15 protein-coding genes are annotated in these 19,041 nt (G+C 41.2%); 14 read left to right on the forward strand and 1 reads right to left on the reverse strand.

The window, feature by feature from the left end; translation table 11 throughout:
* Positions 1–41 precede the first annotated feature (41 nt).
* The gene (locus OC25_RS25205) at positions 42–2,804 is read left to right on the forward strand and encodes a glycoside hydrolase family 2 (protein ID WP_039482740.1); all 2,763 of its coding nucleotides are present in this window, start codon (positions 42–44) and stop codon (positions 2,802–2,804) included.
* Positions 2,805–2,929: 125 nt separating this feature from the next.
* Here the strand turns inward: OC25_RS25205 and OC25_RS25210 are convergent, their stop codons facing one another.
* Complete coding sequence (locus OC25_RS25210; protein ID WP_039482741.1) at positions 2,930–6,064, reverse strand: GH92 family glycosyl hydrolase; 3,135 nt, start codon at positions 6,062–6,064, stop codon at positions 2,930–2,932.
* A gap of 104 nt (positions 6,065–6,168) precedes the next feature.
* On the opposite strand from OC25_RS25210, the gene OC25_RS25215 reads away from it, so the two are divergent.
* The 13 genes from OC25_RS25215 (at position 6,169) to OC25_RS27185 (ending at position 19,039) form a co-directional block, all read left to right on the forward strand.
* Complete coding sequence (locus OC25_RS25215; protein WP_156131578.1) at positions 6,169–6,417, forward strand: hypothetical protein; 249 nt, start codon at positions 6,169–6,171, stop codon at positions 6,415–6,417.
* A gap of 84 nt (positions 6,418–6,501) precedes the next feature.
* Positions 6,502–8,163: an alkaline phosphatase family protein gene (locus tag OC25_RS27150; RefSeq protein ID WP_082018717.1), complete on the forward strand. Its 1,662-nt coding sequence runs from the start codon at positions 6,502–6,504 to the stop codon at positions 8,161–8,163.
* 515 nt (positions 8,164–8,678) lie between these two features.
* Positions 8,679–9,518 (forward strand): LytR/AlgR family response regulator transcription factor, encoded by an 840-nt coding sequence (locus OC25_RS25225; RefSeq protein WP_039482746.1) that lies wholly within the window; start codon positions 8,679–8,681, stop codon positions 9,516–9,518.
* Positions 9,519–9,520: 2 nt separating this feature from the next.
* Positions 9,521–10,465: a hypothetical protein gene (locus OC25_RS25230; protein WP_039482748.1), complete on the forward strand. Its 945-nt coding sequence runs from the start codon at positions 9,521–9,523 to the stop codon at positions 10,463–10,465.
* 2 nt (positions 10,466–10,467) lie between these two features.
* Positions 10,468–10,947 carry a hypothetical protein gene (locus tag OC25_RS25235; RefSeq protein WP_039482750.1) on the forward strand — a complete coding sequence of 160 codons (480 nt, stop codon included), beginning with the start codon at positions 10,468–10,470 and terminating at the stop codon, positions 10,945–10,947.
* The gene (locus tag OC25_RS25240) at positions 10,947–11,603 is read left to right on the forward strand and encodes a toxin-antitoxin system YwqK family antitoxin (RefSeq protein WP_039482752.1); all 657 of its coding nucleotides are present in this window, start codon (positions 10,947–10,949) and stop codon (positions 11,601–11,603) included. Before OC25_RS25235 ends, OC25_RS25240 begins: the two co-directional genes overlap by 1 nt.
* A 9-nt stretch (positions 11,604–11,612) precedes the next feature.
* Positions 11,613–12,635 (forward strand): hypothetical protein, encoded by a 1,023-nt coding sequence (locus OC25_RS28265; RefSeq protein ID WP_052266450.1) that lies wholly within the window; start codon positions 11,613–11,615, stop codon positions 12,633–12,635.
* Between the two features lie 49 nt (positions 12,636–12,684).
* Positions 12,685–13,782, forward strand: coding sequence for a hypothetical protein (locus OC25_RS28270; protein ID WP_052266451.1), 1,098 nt, complete (start codon positions 12,685–12,687; stop codon positions 13,780–13,782).
* A complete protein-coding gene (locus tag OC25_RS27165) occupies positions 13,782–14,672 on the forward strand; it encodes a hypothetical protein (RefSeq protein WP_156131579.1) in 891 nt (296 codons plus the stop codon). The genes OC25_RS28270 and OC25_RS27165 overlap by 1 nt, the downstream gene beginning before the upstream one ends.
* Before the next feature lie 38 nt (positions 14,673–14,710).
* Positions 14,711–15,985, forward strand: a complete 1,275-nt coding sequence (locus OC25_RS28275; protein ID WP_052266453.1) for a hypothetical protein — start codon at positions 14,711–14,713, stop codon at positions 15,983–15,985.
* Positions 15,986–15,991: 6 nt separating this feature from the next.
* Positions 15,992–17,077, forward strand: coding sequence for a ubiquitin family protein (locus OC25_RS27175; RefSeq protein ID WP_052266454.1), 1,086 nt, complete (start codon positions 15,992–15,994; stop codon positions 17,075–17,077).
* Between the two features lie 4 nt (positions 17,078–17,081).
* Positions 17,082–18,080 carry a hypothetical protein gene (locus OC25_RS27180; protein WP_052266455.1) on the forward strand — a complete coding sequence of 333 codons (999 nt, stop codon included), beginning with the start codon at positions 17,082–17,084 and terminating at the stop codon, positions 18,078–18,080.
* The gene (locus OC25_RS27185; protein ID WP_052266456.1) at positions 18,077–19,039 is read left to right on the forward strand and encodes a hypothetical protein; all 963 of its coding nucleotides are present in this window, start codon (positions 18,077–18,079) and stop codon (positions 19,037–19,039) included. Before OC25_RS27180 ends, OC25_RS27185 begins: the two co-directional genes overlap by 4 nt.
* The last annotated feature ends 2 nt before the right edge of the window (positions 19,040–19,041 follow it).

Genomic DNA, 19,041 nt, shown 5'->3' on the forward strand with positions numbered 1-19,041 from the left:
AGTTTTAGTTCATCTCACCAATTCATGCTGAATTAAAAACAATGAAAAAATTAACCTTGTCCTTATTTGCTGCCCTGTTGGGTTTCAGTGCATTTTCACAACAAACCATTATTAAATATCTTTCCGGAACGGATAAAGATCACACCGTAAACTGGGATTTTTACTGCACAGAAGGCAGAAAGAGCGGCGTATGGACCAAAATTGCTGTACCTTCTAACTGGGAGCAACAAGGCTTTGGCGCCTACAACTATGGTCACGATAAAATCAAAAATAAAGAACAGGGGCAGTATAAACATCAGTTTTTTGTAGATCAGGTAAATAATAAAAAGATATTTATTGTTTTTGAAGGATCGATGACTGATACTAAGGTGATGATTAATGGCAAACAAGCCGGGCCCGTGCATCAGGGTAGTTTTTATGCTTTTAAATATGATATTACCGATTTGGTAAAACCCGGTGCACAAAACCTGCTCGAAGTTACTGTCGATAAACAATCGGCAAATGCATCGGTAAATAAAGCCGAGCGCAGTGGCGATTTTTGGATCTTTGGTGGTATTCACCGACCTGTGTACCTCGAAATTGTTCCGCAAACCTTTATACAAAGGCTTGCCGTAAATGCGAAAGCAGATGGCGCATTTCAGCTGGATGTATACACGCAAAATTTAAAATCAGGCGAACAAATTGAAGCCCAGGTACAAAAACTAAATGGCGAAAACTTAGGGAAACCTTTTACCGCCAGGGCAAGCGCGGATGGCAGTTATTATGAACTGAAATCTGCTTTTAATAAACCTTTGTTGTGGAGTGCCGAATTCCCGAACCGCTACCAGGTTGTGGTGAGCATTAAAAATGAGAAAGGTATTGTTCATCAGGTTAAACAAAAATTTGGTTTCCGTACTGTAGAGTTACGTGCAAAAGATGGTTTATATGTGAATGGAAGCAGGGTTTTAATGAAAGGCAGTAACCGTCACAGTTTTTGGCCCGAAACTGGTCGTACGCTCAGTCACGGGGTGCATGTGCTCGATGTACAGCTGATGAAAGACATGAATATGAATGCCGTGCGCATGTCTCACTACCCGCCAGATCGCGATTTTTTGGAGGTTTGCGATTCGTTGGGCTTGTATGTGATAGATGAACTTACCGGCTGGCAGGCCAATTACGATACCGAAATCGGTAAAAAACTGGTTAAAGAGCTGGTTGTACACGATGTAAACCATCCTGCCATTTTATTTTGGGCCAATGGAAATGAAGGTGGCTTTAACCGTGAGCTCGATGATCAATATGCCTTATACGATCCGCAAAACCGTACGGTAATCCATCCATGGGAGAAATTTAATGGTACCGATACCAAGCACTATCCCGATTTTAAGGGCATGGAAAGCCGGACCGCCACCGGCGAAGAAGTCTTTTTTCCTACCGAGTTTATGCATGCCCTGTATGATGGCGGAGCAGGGGCAGCATTGGATGATTTCTGGTCGCAAATCGTAAAACACCCGCATGGAGGAGGTGGTTTTATCTGGGCTTTTTTAGACGAATCGATTATCCGTACCGATAAAAACAACATTTACGATAGCGATGGTAACCATGCGCCTGATGGCATTGTAGGTCCGCACCGCGAAAAGGAGGGTAGTTATTATACCATTAAAGAAATCTGGTCGCCGGTGTATATTAACCCACAACCAATTACTACTGGTTTTGATGGTAAAATACCGGTCGAAAACCGCTATTCGTTTACCAACCTCAATCAATGTACATTTAAATGGAAACTGGTTAAGTTCCCCTCAGCTACGGCTAAAACTTTGGTGCCTACAGTAATTGCAACAGGTGCATTAAAGCCTTTTAATCTTAAACCTGCAGAAAAGGGCATCTTAAACTTGCCTTTACCCTCAACATGGGCCAAAAACGATGCACTATACCTTACTGCTTATGGCCCCGATAAAAAAGAAATTTTTACCTGGAGTTGGGCCATAGCCGCACCTGCAGCTTTCGCTCCTAAAATCAGCAGCCTTAAAGCCAAACCGAATATTAAATTAACTCAAACCGATGCTACACTCAGTATTAACTGCGATGGAATCCGTTACGATTTTGATAAAGCCACCGGTTATATCCAAAAAGTAGTGAAACCAACCGGTACTGTTTCTTTATCAGGAGGGCCGGTTTTGGCGGGTGTCAATACTACGTTGAAATCATTTACCCATCAGGTTGTTAATGGACAATATATAGTAGAAGCCGATTATACCGGCGATGCTCCTTTGCATGTAAAATGGACTTTCACTCCTGGCCAGCCGGTTAAACTGGATTATACATATAGCCAGCAAGGCGATGTCAGTTTCTCGGGCATTACTTTCAACTACCCCGAAGAAAAAGTTACCGGAATGAAATGGCTGGGGCGCGGTCCGTACCGTGTTTGGAAAAACAGGTTAAAAGGTCAGCAATTTGGTGTTTGGCAGAAAGATTACAACAATACCATTACCGGCGAAAGCTGGAAATATCCCGAATTTAAGGGTTACCATGCCGAAGTAAACTGGGTAACCATCCAAAATACCGAAGCACCCTTTACCGTTTATTCGGCAAATAAAAATACTTACCTGCAAATGTTTAAGCCCGCACGTGAGGCAGCTGCATTGACCAATAATAATGTCGAACCGGCTTTTCCCGAAGGGAACATCGGGTTTTTAAATGCCATTAGCCCGATTGGTACCAAGTTTCAATCAGCAAAAGTGATGGGGCCAGAAAGTGAGCTGAACCATGCCAATGGCGAAAAGATTAAGGGAACACTTTGGTTTGATTTCCGTTCAAAACCTTAAAACAAGCAATCACATTCTGCTACATTTTATAATTTAAAGCGGATGGATTAAAAATAAAGCCTGAGATCGTAAGATTTCAGGCTTTATTTTTTCAAGGTAGAGTACCTAAATATGAAGTATGGGTTTTATATTCCCCAATTCTTGTTTGGTTTTGGCCCCATTTGCAATATCAGTTTCCCGCCTTTCAATAGCTCACTTGCCGGAAATTTAAAAGATTGCAGCGGTTTTCCGTTCAAAGTAGCTTTTTGTACATATTTATTATCGCGCGATACATTCGGCGCTTCAATGGTAAAAGATTTTCCGCGGCCATATTGCCCGCCGAGATCAATGCTTACCGAAGAGAAAATAGGACTGGCAATTTCATAAACCGGGTCGGTACTGCAACCGCCGTCTGTTTGGAACAAGCCTAAGGCTGCCATGACAAACCAGGCGCTCATCTGGCCCTGGTCTTCATCGCCGAGGTAAGCATTGGCTAAATCGCTGCCATAATACCTGTCTAAAATAGCCCTGCTCCATTGCTGCGTTAGCCAGGGTTTTTGCACCCAGTTAAACAAAAAGGCAAAATGCATCGATTGCTGGTTGCCCTGAATTACAGGATAATCCCAGTACTGGTCGCCAGGTGCATTGAAACGCAATTTGTTGCTTTCTTTAAAACCCCACGAGAGGCGTTCTACAAATTTATCTGCACCGATCTCTTTCACCAGTCCGGGTACATCCTGTGGTACAAAATAAGTGAGCTGCCAGGCGTTGCCCTCTACATAATGTTCGTTGGCACCCGATTTAAAGGGATCGAAATTAGGCTCCCAGCTTCCGTCTGATTTACGCATCCGGGCATAACCCGTTTCCTTGTCAATGGCATTGCGCCAGTAATTCCCCCTAAGGGCAAACTCTTTTTCCTCTTCTTTTTTGCCCAATGCTTTGGCAAACTGCGAAACGGTCCAGTCATCGTAGGCATATTCTAAAGTGTTCGAAAAACGCCCCAGATCATAGGGCACGTAATGGTATTTTAAGTAAGGAACCAGATCGCGGTTGCCGGCATAACCCAGTCCTACTTTTTGCGATGGGGTAGTTTGCATTTTCTTCATCGCTTCGAATGCTTTATTGGCATCAAAATCGCGAATGCCCATTTGGTAAGCACTCACCATAAGCGGGATTTCGTGCTCGGCAACCATTACCGGTACATAGTTCATTCCCGCCGGCCCTTTGGCCAGCCAGCCATTGGTATCGTACATGGCCAGTTGCGATTTTACCCATTTCGATGACCACTCTGGCGTAACCAGGTTCCAGAACTGGTTCAGGTTCCAGAAAGTATTCCAAAAAGCATCGCAACCCAGCGCAAGGGAATTGGGATCTTTCAGTTTCTGCACTTTTTGAAAAGCATCTACCCAGCTGCCATCCAGGTCGCTCCAGGTATTGCGGCTGGCCAGCGCGCGGTACATATTGGTATAAAAGCGGATTTTCTCTCTCCTGTCGTTTGATTGAACTGCCACCCGGCCAATCAGCTTATTCCAGGTATCACGTTGTCCGTTTCTTACTTTTTCAAAACTCCAGCCATAAGGCCAGGTAATTTCCTGTTTCAGGTTATCTGAGGCATTTTCAATACTCACCATCGAAATCCCGGTGCGTACCTGTACTACCTGATTTGTTCTGGTATCAAATTCTACATAGGCCCCGGCATCTTTTACCTCCCCGGTATTTACTAAATCTTTACTGCTAAGCGCATCATTTTGCCAGGTTCCGAATTTTTTGATGGGCTGGTCAAATTCAATCACAAAATGTAGTTTATAATCCTGGTTTACATCGCCAGACCATGCGCCGGGCGTAAACTGTCTCGATATACCTTCAATTCGCCTGTCGCTTACCTTTTTCAAAGTCACATCTTTAAGCGTATAAGCATACTCCGAAGGAATTTGTAAATCGATCATTACCCTCGAATCGGTAGCTTTTGGATAAGTATAACGCTGGAAACCGCAACGGGTAGTGGCCGTTAGCTCTGCCTTAACCTTGTAATCGCTTAACATTACTTTATAATAACCCAAAGGGGCTTCCTCAGTAGTCTTGTCAATTTGAGATCGGTAGCCTTCACCTGCACTGCGTTCGTCGCCTGTTTTAATCTTCAGTGGGCCATTTACTGGCAGCATGCCCAAGCCAGCCATTGTCCATTCGTGGATGTGGCTAAATACGCCAATGCTTTCAAAACTGGGTTCATAACCGGCCTGCCAGCCGCTATTCTGGTTGTCTGGACTTAATTTTACCATACTAAAGGGCATCCATGGACCTGGCGCAATCATCCAGCGCGAATGGGCAGTACCCATCCGGGTATCTACATAATCAGCAGGCGTAAACAAGCGCTGTGCAGAACGTTTTACTACGCCGCTTTCCAGCAATATTCCATCGCTGTAAATTTCATATTTGCTTTGTTTTGCTGTGGCAACAGCTGGCATGGGTACTTCAAACTGGTATCTTGCACTATCCAACCGCTCGCTGAATATTGCTGCGCCGTCCAGTTTCACTGTCAACACAGGTTTGCCGGTAACCAGTTGCACATCTAGCAATAAAGGCTGGATTTTTTTTTCTTGTTCTTCAAGTTGATAATCTGCTGGTTTTACGCTGCGGAGAAATACGTTTTGGTTATGTATTAATTTGGCCGAAGAGGGGCCTTCCAGCCTTACCTGGTCAAATACCATCCACGAACCTTCCAACGTAGTCATCAAAATTTCGTTTCCGCCTTTGCGCAACTGATTTGCTTCAAGCGGAATTTCGATCTTATATTCATGCGCGGCACTTAAATCTCCCTCAAAAGTTTTATTGGTTGCCAGTTGGGGTAATTGCTTTACATAAGGTTTTCCGTTAATGGTAACCTTAAATAATGGCGGTAATGCGCCCTGGTAGCCAATCAGGTCGACTACAAATTTCCAGCCCGATCCGGTAGGTTGTTGCTGCAGCCCAAATAAAATATTGGCATTGTGCGTGCGTAAACCAGAGGTGCCCCCAGTGCCGCCCCAGGTATCTTTAGGACCTGGTAAAATATAAGCCCAATCTTTTTCTGGTTTCGAAACCCCAATCAGGTAAAATTTATCTTCCCAACCAAAATCCGCAGCTAAAAAATGTTTATAACCCGATGGGGCCAGCGCAAATTCTGTAGCCTTGTTATCTGCATGGCCAATTTGCCACAAAGTTGTTTGTGCCCCTGCTGTAGCAGTAAAGCACAACAAAACAAGGCTTAGCAATTTGTTTAAGTATAATTTTCTTTCGTTCATCTGTGTTTACATTTTGGGATTTCCCACAATCAGACTATAAATTGTTGGTGTATTTGTATGTACATATTGAATGTTTGAAGTTAGTTAGAATTTAGCATTTTTTGATGATGAAAATTAAAAATAAGATTTTTATAGCTGATAATGAGGTTGAAGCTAGCTTTAGAATTGAAAATAATATGTATGTACAATATTGCGGTTTAGCAAATTTTGTAGCAGAAACAGAAATGTTGTATGAAGTAAAATACAGTTTTTTAAAGTATGTTGATTTATATCGGATTCAGTATGATAAGAAATATGCGTTGGTGTTGTTTTGGATTCGTTTTCCTGGCGGTAACTGTTTGAGTGTTAACTAAAATAATTTAAAAATTAATTTTTTATTAATATTTGAATGTTTAGTTTTATTAAACATTTGTATTACTTTATTAAACATTTAAACTATGAGAAAATTTAAACCTCTACTGTTCCTCATTGCGATGGGGCTGGCTACACTTGGCTGTAAAAAGGCTGCAACCGAGTCAATTGAAGACAATTCAAACCAAGCAACTGCGCGAAGCGTTTTGGCAGGCAAACCTAAAAAGGTGCTTTTTATTGGTATCGACGGTTGCGTATGGAAAGCAATTACGGCAGCTAATGCACCGAACCTGAAAACCTTGATGGATCAGTCTTACACCAGCACCAATGCATTGGCCGAAGTGCCTACCTGGTCGTCAAACGGATGGTCGGCATTGTTTACCGGCGTAGGTGTTGCTAAACACAAAGCATCTGATAACAGCTTTTCAGGCGCCGACTTTGTAAACTACCCTTCTTTTTTCAGGCAGATTAAAACCAGTTTGCCGGCTTTAAGAACTGCATCAATCGTAACCTGGTCGTCGATAAACAATTATATTGTTGCCACGCCCGATGTAACGGTAAAACAAAACAGTGCAAGCGATAATGCCACTGAAGTGAGAATTATCCAGGAAATTACCAGCAGCAATACCGATGTTGCCTTTTGCCATTTCGATGATGTAGATCATGCCGGCCACGCGAGTAACTACAGAACTACCACACAGATGTATATGGATTCGGTAAAAGCGGTTGATGCAAGGGTAGGCAGAATTCTGAATGCTGTAAAAGCTAGACCTACCTATAACAATGAAGATTGGCTGATTGTTGTGGCTACAGATCATGGCGGCGATTCAAGCCACGGCGGGAGCAGTTACCTGGAGCGGAATGCATTTATTATCCTGAACAACAGTGCCATTACGCCGCAACTGGTAAATACTTTGCCTACCACTAACACCGAATCGAACCCGCATAGCATTACCACTGTCGATTTTAAAACAAACGTATATGGGCAGTTACCTACCTTAAGTAACCTCGATTTAAGTGCAACAGGCAGCTTTACCATCGAGTTTAGGGCCAGGGCAACCACAGCTACCAGCGATCCGGTAATTATCGGGAATAAGAACTGGGCCAGCGGATATAACAAGGGCATCATTATTGCCAATAGAAATGGCGTAATCAGGGCCAACTTTGGAGATGGTACCCATCGTCTGGATATAGACGGGGTAGACCTCACAGATCAGTTGTGGCACCAGGTAGCTGTGGTAGTTAACCGGAGCACACAAAAAGCGACAATGTACGATGGTGGCATCCAGGTAGCCGAAGGCAATATCTCTGCGGTTGGTGATTTACAGAGTGGCACAACTTTTAAAATCGGGCAAGACGGAACCACCAATTACAGTCCTTATTTTACCGGTAATATTTCCGAAATAAGGTTGTTTAAATCGGCTTTACCTGCTAGCAGTATCAGTGCCTACAGTTTTACCGCTTTAACATCAGCACATCCGCAACAGGCAGATTTAGTTTTATATACCAAGGGCGATGAAACTTCAGGAACGGCTTATAATGGCACTCTGGTTACCCCAAAAATTGATATCCTGACCAAAAGCAGTGCTACCATTACGCGCAGTGCCTTAACTACAGCTATCTTTTACCGTAAAACAACCGATTACCATGGTGCACCTTATTTGTACAGCGTGCCACCAACCATATTAAGTTTTCTGGGTATTACGCCTCCATCTTATTATGACGGGCAGGCGCTGGTTAATTTTTAAATAGATATTCAAATTTACAAACGAACAAAGCCTGAAATCGTAAGATTTCAGGCTTTAATTTTTGATGTAGAAATGAAAGCTGGCATCGAAAAAAAAAGAAATTTTTGGGCTATTTATACTGCTGAAAAATGATTGAGCAGGCATTTTTTGCGGTTATGTATTTTTTGTTTGATCTTACCTGTAAGATATATACTGCATTTTGCATTGTAAATGTATTTTTTTGAGGCCTGTAAAACTAATTTTTTAATTGTATTTATCAGCATACAATTAATCAGGCTACATTTAATTTTTTTTTGTGTTTTGTTTTTGTGCTTTATAATTTTTTAGGGATATTCGATTGATTAATGGCAACAAATATGTACACGTCTATTGTTAATGCTTCTCTCAATTTATTCTGCCCTGCAGGTATTTGCCATCCCTAGATCCATTACAAACCGGTCGGTTTCTGCTTTAATCAGATAGTGCCTCTTTTAGGCCTAAATAGGGGAATTAGATGTTACGATAAAGATTACATTATGATTAGCTGTTACGTAATAGGTGAACTGCACACCGTCGAATCGCTTTGCGTTTATATAAGCGACTATTCACTTACGCAATTAAAGGGATATTCGATACAGAGGCCAGAAAATTTCGATGCTGTTTACTCCATCCGGCCAGATATTGTTTTTATAGATGTTGCCTTACTCGGGCTGAATAACAGTTGGTTAGAAAGAATTAAACAGTTTTCTTCAATTGTTTTCATTTCTGAAAATACAGAAATGGCCTTCGAGGCTTTTGAAAACTCGGTATTCGATTATCTGATTAGTCCGGTTACTTTTAACCGCTTCGTAAAAAGCATCAATAAATTCGATCACCTTACCCAACTGGCACATGCTGTACATGGTACTAAAAAGCAACAGGTTGTCGATTCTTTTTTTATTAAGGCCGATTCGAAAGGTATCAAAGAGTTGTTAATCAAATGCGATCAGCTTATTTATATAGAAGCCATGCAGAACTATGTTGTACTCCATATGGAAAACAACAAACGTTTCTCCTGTCACAACTCTATGAAAGAAATGGAAGACAGCTTACCAAATACAAATTTTAGCCGTATTCATAAATCTTATATCATCAACGATGAAAAAATTACCGCCATCGAGGGCAATATGGTAATGCTTAATGGGTACGAAGAAAATAAATTACTTGTTGGTAATACCTACCGTAAGGCTTTTTTTGAAAAAAAAGCGCAAAAAATGATCAAAAAGAAGTCGGGTGTACAAATTTTTTCCTATTCCAGGTTGGCTTCGGCAATAATTACTTTTGGGGCAATATTGATAAATGCTCAGGCCCTGGGCGAATTTAATTTACAGTTTTAAAGATGAAAAAGAAGATAAATATTTTAATGGGAGGCATATTGCTATTGCTTTCGGGTTGTAGCGAATTTATCGAACCTTCAATAGCAAACAGAAAGATTGAAGTGCTGGCCCCTGCCAATAAGTTGGAAACCAACAGCTACCAGCAAACTTTTTGGTGGAACCCCATGGCCGATGCCCTGTTTTATCGCTTGCAGGTGGTATCGCCAAAATTTGATAGTGTAAGCAAACTCGTTTTAGATACCCTGATTAAAACCGAAAAGTTCGTGTATACCATGGATCCCGGTAAGTACGAATGGAGGATTAGAGGCGAAAACGGTAGCAGTGTAAGCGATTACACCACGCGTGCGCTCGAAATTTTTCCCTCAAGCCTTACCGAGCAAACTGTTCAGTTAACCGTTCCATCAAGCGGGCTTTATTTTTCGAAACCCGACATCAGGTACGAGTGGCTTAAACTTTTTGGTGCTACGGTTTACCGCTTACAGGTTGATAACAACAACTTTTTGGACGAAAAAAACATGACGCTGAACATTACCACCAATAATTTAGGCTTTTTACAAACCCTTAGCCAGGAAGGAACCTACCAGTTTAGGGTGCGGGCCGAAAATGCCAGCGAAAACTCGAAGTGGAGCACCGTACGTACCTTTAGCTATGATGCTACAGGGCCTGATAAGGTTACTTTGAGTACCCCATTAAACAAGCAACTGGTTTCGCGGCCGGTAAGGCTGGTGTGGAACCGCATAGCCGATGCAGAACGTTATGAAGTATCGGTATATAAAAGTGATGAACAAACGCCATACAGTAAGAGCTACCCACAAATTATTACCACTACAGAGCATGTATTTGATGCCGGCGAAATAGGCGAAACCATTGCCTGGAGGATCAGGGCATTTGATAAAGCCGGAAATGCGGGTGCCTATAGTGAAATTAGAACTTTTACCATACAATAAGCATGAAAAGTAAGAAAATGACCTATCTGCTCATTTGTTGCGTGGCAGCAGTATGGGGGGTAATTTTTTACCGGGTATTTGATGGGTTGGCAGCAGAAGATAATGCACCACTTCATTCGAGGACAATCAAAGAACCCTATTTCAATATGACCGACCATGCAAAAGATCAGGTAATATTAGAAATGGGATATGCCGATCCTTTTGCTTTGGCCAATTCAGAGCCCGAGCCCCTTGTTAAACTGGCAGGTCCTGTATCACTGCCCATGCCTATAAAACCTCAGGTAAACTGGTCGGGCATTGTTTACAGCGGACAAATTTATAACCGTGCAGAAAAAAGACAGGTAGCCATTATCAGCGTAAACGGTAAAGAAGTAATGCTAAGCGAAGGCGAACGTGCAAATGGCCTAAAATTTATAAAAAGAGTTGGCGACTCGATAAAAGTCGAGTACCAGAATGCAACAAAATTTTTATCAATAAAATAATGAAATTAATTTACATCACCATGCTCCAGTTGTGCCTGCTGTTTTTTAAGGTAGATGCACAAAGTATAAAATCTTATTTCAATGTAGATAACTATACCCATACCGTTAACTACGACCATTACAAAGCAGTATTCTATGTTCAAAGGGCAGATATTGGCTCCGCTTATCTTAAATCAGACCGTAATTACGCCTGGTTTAGCGGTAATCAGATCCGTTATACGCAGGGTGGTTTTAGCGGTAAACTGCTGGATGGCGTATACAATGAATTTTACGATACCAAAGGCCTTAAAACCCAGGGGCTGTACCAAATGGGGCTAAAAACAGGCAATTGGAAAAGCTGGGGCGAAGATGGAAAACTCGATTCGATTATTCACTATGCTTCGGGTAAAGCCAACGGCAGGTTTGAAAAGTACGATCAGCAGGGTGTTTTGCTCGAAAGAGGAAAGTACCTTGATGGGCAGTTAAACGGAAAGCTCGAAAAACGCATCAGTGCCGATAGTATTCAGGTAATTAATTACAAAAAGGGTAAAGTAGTTGCCTATAAACCCGGTAAAGCCGTTAAAATTACCCGCTGGTTGAAATCGATTTTTAAAAGAGACAAAAAGCCAAATAAAATAACACAGCAAAACCCAGCAATAAAAAATAATATAAAATAGAGATATACTATGAAAAATACCATCAAATTAACCGCTCTTACTTTATTCAGCTTTACTACACTGGCAGCAAATGCGCAAACCGCTACCAGAGATAATGCCGGCCTGCAAGGAGATGCCGGTGCTGTATCTGGCTTTTTTGAAACAGTTAATCCGGTAAACTATCCAGCGGGAGCCACGACTTGGTGGCATTTATTAGATGTTCGCCATAGTAATACGGCTAACAATTTTGCCATGCAATTCGCTGGCAGCTTCTTCGATCAGGAGCTCTATTTCAGAAAAACCAATAACAATGCCGGCCAGCCCTGGAAAAAGGTAGTGATGGAAAGCGATGGAAAAGTAGGTATTGGAAAAACTCCTGAATATAATTTTGATGTAGCAGGTACAGGTAGAGTAGAAGGGCAGGCATGGTTTAGCTATGGCAATACAGGGATGGGTGGATATTCCTGGACAAATGCAGCTCTGACTACCAATAGTATTGAAATTGTAAATAATCAGGGAACGGTAACGAACTCATCACCTACATTGGTTTTTCATAGATATGGTAGTGGTGGACCACAGTTTAGACTATCAGCGGATGGTTCCAATGTACTTTATTTAGAGAGTGCAGGTGTAAATTCTTCACGCAGTCCTATTCCTTATGGTGGAGGGCCAAATTCTTATTTTTCTAAATTATACATCGATGCGGATCTTACCGCTATGGGCAATGTTGGTATCGGTACCAGTACGCCCACAGAAAAACTATCTGTTAATGGTAAAATCCGAGCCAAAGAAATTAAAGTAGAAGCCAGCAACTGGCCCGATTATGTTTTTGAGGAGGGTTACAAAGTTGAAACGTTGCAAAAGTTGGAAGGATACATCAAGGCCAATAAACACCTGCCCGGAATGCCGGCTGCTAAAGAAGTAGAAACAAACGGAATTGCAGTAAGTGAAATGCTAAAACTGCAACAGCAAAAAATAGAAGAACTTACGCTCTACATTATCCAATTAAAAAAAGAACTCGATACCGTTAAAAATAAGCTAAAGGATAAATAAAGGAATATAAACTAAAAAATAAACCATTTAATTATTACCAAACAAGACTATGAAGATAATATTAACGCTCGCCCTTAATCTGGTATTTGTAAGTCTCCTGTGTGCTCAACAGGATCAATTAACCTTTAACCACCAGAATATCGATTTTTCTGATGCACCGCGAACAACAATCAATCCCATGTCGATAAAATTATGGGATAATTACAACAACGGAGGACCAACTGCTTATGGAACGGTTATGGAATTTTATGGTTTATATGGGCATCAAACCGGACAATTTTATTTTGCCGGCTGGGATAATTCTAAAATTCGCTATAGGGAAGCTTTTTGGTCTCAAAATGCCTGGTCTGATTGGATGACGCTATTGGATTCTAAAAATAATGTAGAATCAACAGGTAGGTTAATGATAAGCGGGCAAGGCGATCATTATATCAATGGTGGTAATGTGGGCATAGGAATTTCTAATCCAACATCAAAATTGGATGTACTAGGTAATATAAAAAGCTTTAACGCCGCCTTCGGTCAAACAAATATCAATACTAGCACCAAGAGTTATGCTAATTTCAGCTCAAATAATCATGGAACAGTACTAATATCTTCTAATCTGTTTGTTTCTGATAATGATGATCAGAAAATTGCTAATACCCATGGTTCAATGTCAGGGGCTTCGATCATAATTCCGGGAAATGGACAGAGTCATCAGGGAGGTATTTTATTTTATACAAATATACCAGGGGCGGTATCTGAAGGCCAGGCATTCACAGGGCCGCTTTCAATGGCGATAAAAGCAAATGGTGATGTGGGTATAGGCACGGCCACTCCTAGAGAAAAGTTATCCGTAAATGGCAACATCCGCGCTCGCGAAATCAAAGTAGAAACCAGCAACTGGCCCGATTATGTTTTTGAAGAAGATTACAAGGTTGGAACGTTAGAAGCGTTGGAAAGTTATATCAAGACGCATAAACACCTGCCAGATATGCCTTCTGCAAAAGAGATTGATGCCCAGGGCCTGCAATTGGGCGAAATGGTAAAAATGCAGCAGAAAAAGATTGAAGAACTTACCCTGCAACTCATTGAGCTGAATAAAAAAGTATCCACACTCCAACAAACACAACTAAAAGCGAATAAACCATCAAAGCATAAATAATGAAAAAACTAATCTTTTTCTGCTTGTTTACAATATATCATATAGTAACAAGTGCTCAAACATCCATTAATGTTGGTGGCGATGCAGATAAATATTATCCGGTAAGCTTTTCAGATGCTGAATGGAACAATAATGTTTTTACTGAAATCAATATCGGCCGGGCTGATGTACATCTTAATGGAAGTTGGACAGGCTCAATGATTGCCAATTTTAAATATCATGTGACCAATTATGGAAATGGATCTTCGTTTATAAATTCAACCATTTACTCTGCTAACTCTTTTATTGCAGGCTGGATTGATGGAACTTCAAGTAATGGTTCAAATTGCATTCTGATATGGCTAAAAGGAGGCGGAGTAACCTACATGATTAATAGTAAATCATCGCCACTCAGTATAAATGTATACGATGGGGTGCAAAATGCTTTGCCCTATCAGGAAATAAATGGCCCGGCAAGATCTTTTAAAACTGCGATAGATGAATATGTTAACCCAAGTGGTTCGAACCTAATGGGTAGTGCCTATTTCAGCTCAAACGGAATTTTTTTTGGTAATGTTGGGATTGGCATAACTAATCCAACAGAAAAGTTAGCCGTAAACGGCAAAATTCGCGCCAAAGAAATCAAAGTAGAAGCCAGCAACTGGCCCGATTATGTTTTTGAAGAGGGTTACAAGGTTGAAACGTTGCAAAAGTTGGAAAGTTATATCAAGACCAATAAGCACCTGCCTGAAATGCCTTCTGCCAAAGAAGTAGAAACAAACGGAATTGCTGTAAGTGAAATGCTAAAACTGCAACAGCAAAAAATAGAAGAATTAACACTTCACCTGATTAGTTTAAGTAAAAAGGTAGAAGCACAGGATGTGTATATCAAAACATTAAAAAAGAAATAGCACATAGCTAACCTTTTTAAATAAACCAAAACCAAACAATGAAAATTTTATTGCTCTCATTTTTGCTCGGCGCAGGCAGTATAGCTATGGCGCAAACGCAAATTGTTACCACTGGAAATAACGTTATGGATGCCAGTAATCCCTATGCCGCCGATGTTGTAATTGGTAGCGACGCAGCTGGCGGAACGCGGCACGACAGTAGCATTATGTGGTGGTCAAATGGGAGTGCTTCGCGTATTAGCACTACTGGCAATACTTTCAATTTCTCTGCCTGGAGTGCTCCACAAACCCCGAATATTTCTTTAAGTTCAGTGATAGGGGGTAGTAGTTACATGATGGGGAATTTAGGTATTGGCACTCAAAATCCCAACGAGCGGCTTGTGGTTAATGGCAATCTGAAAGTAATATTAGATCAGGCTAATTTCCCAGGCAAAAACGTTACTGGTATAGTTGCTTTGGGCTACTCGGGCATTACCGGAGCACAAAACTGGGCACTCAGAGGCGTTTACCAGCATGGCTTTGGTGTTGGTAACAATGCTGATGGTGGCGATTTGGACCTAATCAAATCCTGGAATGGAAATACAATACTCGCAACGAAAACAGATGGAACAGGATTAGGTTATGTGGGGATTGGTACAACTGCTCCAAATGCAAAATTAGATATAGCAGGAAATATGGCATTACAGTCTGCTATAATTAATACCTCGTTAAGACCCGCAATTTCTACACAAGCAATAGGGGGCGAAATAAGGAGTTATAGCCAAAGCGGCTATGGCGCTGATGACGGATTGCTTAGATTGAGTGCAGGTGCCGGGTCATCGCCTGGTATAATGTCATACATAGATATCAGTTCCTATTCTACTGTTCCCGATATGAATCAAAACATTGTTTTTGGAACAGGTGGGCAGGAAAAAATGCGGATTAATGAAAATGGTAACTTAGGTATTGGCACAACTAATCCAACAGAAAAGTTAGCCGTTAACGGCAAAATCCGCGCCCGCGAAATCAAAGTAGAAGCCACTAACTGGCCCGATTATGTTTTTGAAGAGGGTTACAAGGTTGAAACGTTGCAAAGTTTGGAAAGTTACATCAAGGCCAATAAACACCTGCCAGATATGCCTTCTGCCAAAGAAGTAGAAACAAACGGAATTGCCGTAAGTGAAATGCTAAAACTACAGCAGAAAAAGATCGAAGAGCTTACTTTATTGCTGATACAAAAAGATAAAGAACTGAAAAAAGAAAAAGAAAATAATAAACTTCAGGATGTTAGGCTAACTAAAATTGAGGCAGTATTAAATATTAAGAATCAATAACTACTTATGAAAGCAAATTTTTGGAGTATAGCACTTATTTGCGCCTGTACTTGCATTTTTTCTACTAATAACACACAGGCCCAGAATATTCTCGATATGCAAAGCTGGACTGTAGGCTCGGGTAGTGCAGGAGCATTTAATGCAAATGGTCAGCCAATAGAAAATACCAGGATTTGGGGCGAAGGGCCTCAGGGTAAAAGAGCTATTTTATGGGAAGCCAAACCAGAGGGCCAAAGTAACGCTGATGGCGGCTTCGATCATAGTGCTTTTACTATCGATCATACCAAAATGTACCGGTTTTCCATCTGGCTGAAAAAAACAAACTCGAATGATGGCTATAGCTATTTCGGAACAGATAATGTAAACGACTTAAATGGTGAACAGCATATCAATCCATATTTCTGGTATGGAGATCTGCCTGAACTGAATAAATGGTTTTTAGTGGTCGGTTATATCCACGGTAGCGGCGATGCCTCCACAATGAGTTACGGAGGCATTTACGATGGGTTAAATGGCAGTAAAGTGGCAGATATAGTTGATTTTAAATTCGCTGTTGGCGCTACGGCTACCAATGTTCGATCTTACCTATACTACGACCCCAATGTAAACGACCGTCAGTACTTTTATGCGCCAAGGGTGGAAGTAGTAAATGGCAATGAACCCACAATTGCTTCACTATTAGGGCTTCAGAGTGTTATCGCTACTCAAGGCTATTTTTCTGGCAATGTTGGCATTAAAACACAAACACCAAGAGACTATGAATTGGCTGTAAACGGCAAAATCCGCGCCCGCGAAATCAAAGTAGAAGCTAACAACTGGCCCGATTATGTTTTTGAGGAGGGTTACAAGGTTGAAACGTTGCAAAAGTTGGAAAGTTACATCAAGGCCAATAAACACCTGCCTGATATGCCTTCTGCCAAAGAAGTAGAAACAAACGGAATTGCAGTAAGTGAAATGCTAAAGCTACAGCAGCAAAAAATAGAAGAACTTACCCTTTACCTGATCGAAAAAGATAAGCAAGTTGATGCCCTGATTAAAAGGGTAACAGCACTTGAAGACACTAAACCAAAAACGGATAAACCAAAACCTTAGCCTGATGAATTTCAAATATTTAATTGCTTTTGCTCTGCTGTGTGGCAGCAATCTGGCCGATGCCCAGAATACTTTTCCTGCCAATGGGGCAGTTGGTGTTGGAACAACTGATCCGGAAGCCCCACTACATGTTTTTGTTGGGCCGGATAGTAGACCAAATGGCGTTGTAGCTGCAAGCCAATCGGCATTAAGGCTCACACGTTATGGTACTCCAAATTACAGTTATAACGAATCTGCTGAATTTAAGATCACACACGGTGGCCCTTCGGTTTGGGGTTCGAGATTAGACCTCTACATCAATGGAGCAAATAATCAGAGTAATATACCCGATCAGCACGCAATGACCTGGCAATATAATGGAAATGTGGGGATTGGTACAGTTGAACCAAGTGCAACATTAGATGTTCAGGGCACCACAAAACTTGGCGGCCACATTGCAAATTTAGATGCCTATGGAAACCCCGTTGCCTATCAGAATCTGGCAAGCACTGGAAAAATGCTTATTGGGCATAATAGGACAGGTGGAGGTGGAGAATCGGATTTTGTAGCTAATGAAGGATATGGTTCACACGGAGGATTTGCATTTTACAGTTTTAATAATGCCAGTCAGGAGAAACAGCTTTTAAGAATCTTAGGTAATGGAAATATTGGGATTGGAATAAACTTCCCAACCGATAAACTCTCCGTTAACGGTAATATACGTGCCAAAGAAATTAAAGTAGAGGCCAGTAACTGGCCCGATTATGTTTTTGAAGCAGGTTATCAGGTTGGAACGTTGGAAGCATTGGAAAGTTATATCAAGGCCAATAAACACTTACCGGGAATACCCAATGCTAAAGAGGCTGAAAATAATGGGGTAGACCTGGGCGATTTGGTAAAAAAACTCTTAAAAAACCAGGAAGAACTTACCCTGCACGTAGTTGCACAGGAAAAGAAAATTAAAGCACTCGAAAAACAACTCATAGAAAAACAAAAAACTACACCTAAAACCAAACGAAAATGAAACGCTATGCTATCTTAATGCTCTTATTCATCTTTACAAAAAGTAATATTCATGCAGCAGAAAAAACACAGGGAAATACTGTTTTAAACTCAAAGGCCGATTATTATGAAACCAATGTAACTTTCCCCGCTAACTTTGCGGTTGGCGATTATATTGAATTTGTAGGGGTGCAACCCATTTCTGCAGGTGCCTCAGGTTATTACGAAATTTCGATTAGTTATCTCCGGGGCTATATTGCTGCAGCGGCTACCCATATTGCTGCAATCTCTCATGTCAATCCAAATCTATGGCGCGAGGTTGGTTGTATCAACAAAAACAAATATGTAGATCAGCAACAAAATTTTACCATTGATTGTAATCCTCATTACAGTAATCCAAAATTTAGAGTGCGTGCCACAAATATCTATGGGGTTAAAAGCGACCCACTTACTGTTTATATCAAAATCAGATCAATCAATTTTAACGATACGTTTACTCCCCTCAATGCAACCGGTAACGATTTAACCGTTAACCAATTTTTACCCATGACCAACGAATGGGAGCTGTATGTGGGTAATTTAATGGATGCTCAGAACGGAGCGGCAATTGCCATAAAAGCGCTGGCCAATGGTAATGTGGGCATAGGTACCGCTAACCCGCAAGACAAACTTACCGTAGCTGGCAAAATTGGTGCCCGAGAAATTAAGGTTACCACTAATGCAGGTGCCGATTTTGTATTCGAACCGGGATATAAACTACCGGCTTTAGCTGAGCTCGAACAATACGTAAAAACCAATAAACATCTGCCCGAAATCCCTACCGCACAGCAAATGGTAAAAGAAGGTGTTAACCTGGGCGAACTGAATATAAAACTGCTGCAAAAAGTAGAAGAACTTACCCTGCACTTAATTGAAAAGGACAAACAGATTAATCTGCTTTTAAAAAGGATGGATGCCGTTGAACATAAAAACAAAAAATAAAT

The organism is Pedobacter kyungheensis, from assembly GCF_000812965.1.
GTDB lineage: Bacteria > Bacteroidota > Bacteroidia > Sphingobacteriales > Sphingobacteriaceae > Pedobacter > Pedobacter kyungheensis.

What these genes read in the sequence shown, in the direction of transcription:
- OC25_RS25205 (WP_039482740.1), top strand. Translation starts at nt 42, where the DNA reads ATGAAAAAATTAACCTTGTCCTTATTTGCTGCCCTGTTGGGTTTCAGT.
- OC25_RS25210 (WP_039482741.1), bottom strand. Translation starts at nt 6,064, where the DNA reads ATGAACGAAAGAAAATTATACTTAAACAAATTGCTAAGCCTTGTTTTG.
- OC25_RS25215 (WP_156131578.1), top strand. Translation starts at nt 6,169, where the DNA reads ATGATGAAAATTAAAAATAAGATTTTTATAGCTGATAATGAGGTTGAA.
- OC25_RS27150 (WP_082018717.1), top strand. Translation starts at nt 6,502, where the DNA reads ATGAGAAAATTTAAACCTCTACTGTTCCTCATTGCGATGGGGCTGGCT.
- OC25_RS25225 (WP_039482746.1), top strand. Translation starts at nt 8,679, where the DNA reads ATGATTAGCTGTTACGTAATAGGTGAACTGCACACCGTCGAATCGCTT.
- OC25_RS25230 (WP_039482748.1), top strand. Translation starts at nt 9,521, where the DNA reads ATGAAAAAGAAGATAAATATTTTAATGGGAGGCATATTGCTATTGCTT.
- OC25_RS25235 (WP_039482750.1), top strand. Translation starts at nt 10,468, where the DNA reads ATGAAAAGTAAGAAAATGACCTATCTGCTCATTTGTTGCGTGGCAGCA.
- OC25_RS25240 (WP_039482752.1), top strand. Translation starts at nt 10,947, where the DNA reads ATGAAATTAATTTACATCACCATGCTCCAGTTGTGCCTGCTGTTTTTT.
- OC25_RS28265 (WP_052266450.1), top strand. Translation starts at nt 11,613, where the DNA reads ATGAAAAATACCATCAAATTAACCGCTCTTACTTTATTCAGCTTTACT.
- OC25_RS28270 (WP_052266451.1), top strand. Translation starts at nt 12,685, where the DNA reads ATGAAGATAATATTAACGCTCGCCCTTAATCTGGTATTTGTAAGTCTC.
- OC25_RS27165 (WP_156131579.1), top strand. Translation starts at nt 13,782, where the DNA reads ATGAAAAAACTAATCTTTTTCTGCTTGTTTACAATATATCATATAGTA.
- OC25_RS28275 (WP_052266453.1), top strand. Translation starts at nt 14,711, where the DNA reads ATGAAAATTTTATTGCTCTCATTTTTGCTCGGCGCAGGCAGTATAGCT.
- OC25_RS27175 (WP_052266454.1), top strand. Translation starts at nt 15,992, where the DNA reads ATGAAAGCAAATTTTTGGAGTATAGCACTTATTTGCGCCTGTACTTGC.
- OC25_RS27180 (WP_052266455.1), top strand. Translation starts at nt 17,082, where the DNA reads ATGAATTTCAAATATTTAATTGCTTTTGCTCTGCTGTGTGGCAGCAAT.
- OC25_RS27185 (WP_052266456.1), top strand. Translation starts at nt 18,077, where the DNA reads ATGAAACGCTATGCTATCTTAATGCTCTTATTCATCTTTACAAAAAGT.